Origin of the sequence: Stenotrophomonas sp. GbtcB23, from assembly GCF_019091045.1 — a bacterium.
Taxonomy (GTDB): Bacteria; Pseudomonadota; Gammaproteobacteria; order Xanthomonadales; family Xanthomonadaceae; genus Stenotrophomonas; species Stenotrophomonas rhizophila_A.
Map to the genome: position 1 here is coordinate 1 of NZ_JAGXKC010000131.1, position 1,044 is coordinate 1,044.

The window sequence follows — 1,044 nt, forward strand, 5'->3', positions numbered from 1 at the left end:
GCGTGGAAGTGGTTCGGCCACCTTCATGACGCCACGCGGCAGCAGACGCCCAAGCATGTTCTTGACCTCGCCGAACATCGGCATCGCGGCCTGGACTTCGTGTGGACCACGCAGCAACCTAATCAGCTGTACCCGTTCGTTCGTGGCCTGATCGGAACCCACTCTCATGTGGTGCGCAGGTTTGGCACCAAGATGATCGACGTGTTCCGCTGGGGAGAATTGAACGAGGAAATCAAGTCCTCAGCGAAACGCGACCTCGCCCAGCGAACCACCCGATTGCTGCCGTCACAGATATTCGGCCAGTACAAGTCGGCAGAGATCCACACCATCAAGCCTCGCATTCCATGGAAGGTGATGGCGCTCCCGGCGCTGGCTGTCGCTGCCATCCTGCTGGCCTACCTCGCATACGAAATGCTCAAGCCGTCCGCGATGGCCGCAACGTCGACCTCAGAGGGGGCGCAATCGGCGTCAGCCGATGCGCCCCCTGTGTCCGCCGCTCAGTCCGATGCAAAGCCGCGTCAACCCCGTTGGCAGTCAGCCTCTGCGTATGCAAAGGACCATCTGCCCCGGATCGCCACCATGCCCTGGACTGCGCCCGTCTTCGATGATCGCAACGCCACCGCTGACCCGTTGCTGGTCTGCATGTCGTCTATGGAGGGTCTGGACGGGGACGGGAAGAGGCAGGCGGGTAGCTGCACGTGCATCACCGAACAGGGCACGGCCTACGACATCAGCCAGCCCGAGTGCCGCACGTTGGCCCGCTACGGGCCGGTCTATAACCCGTACAGGGAGCGTCGGGATAACCGGCCACAGATTCAGCCCCAGCAGCCTGCTCAGCCGCAGCAGATCGCAGGGCAGGGTGAGGCCATGGGGCTGACGGGGAGCGTGCTGACCAAGCAAACGCGGTCGCTGGGTTCGTTCCCCGAGTCCAAGCCCTATGTCACGGAAACCAAGGCAGCATCCACTACGAGGGAAATGTGATGACCAGCGGCGCGCGTGAGGCTCTCAAGTGGCTGGCCGTGGTGCTGATGACTGGCGACCATG

General features: G+C 62.9%; 1 protein-coding gene. It reads left to right on the plus strand.

Features of this window, described 5'->3' with window-relative positions; all coding sequences use genetic code 11:
• Positions 1 to 981 (plus strand): zonular occludens toxin domain-containing protein (locus KVS69_RS18390; RefSeq protein ID WP_217539427.1); only part of this gene is annotated, 981 nt, incomplete at its 5' end.
• Positions 982 to 1,044 lie beyond the last annotated feature (63 nt).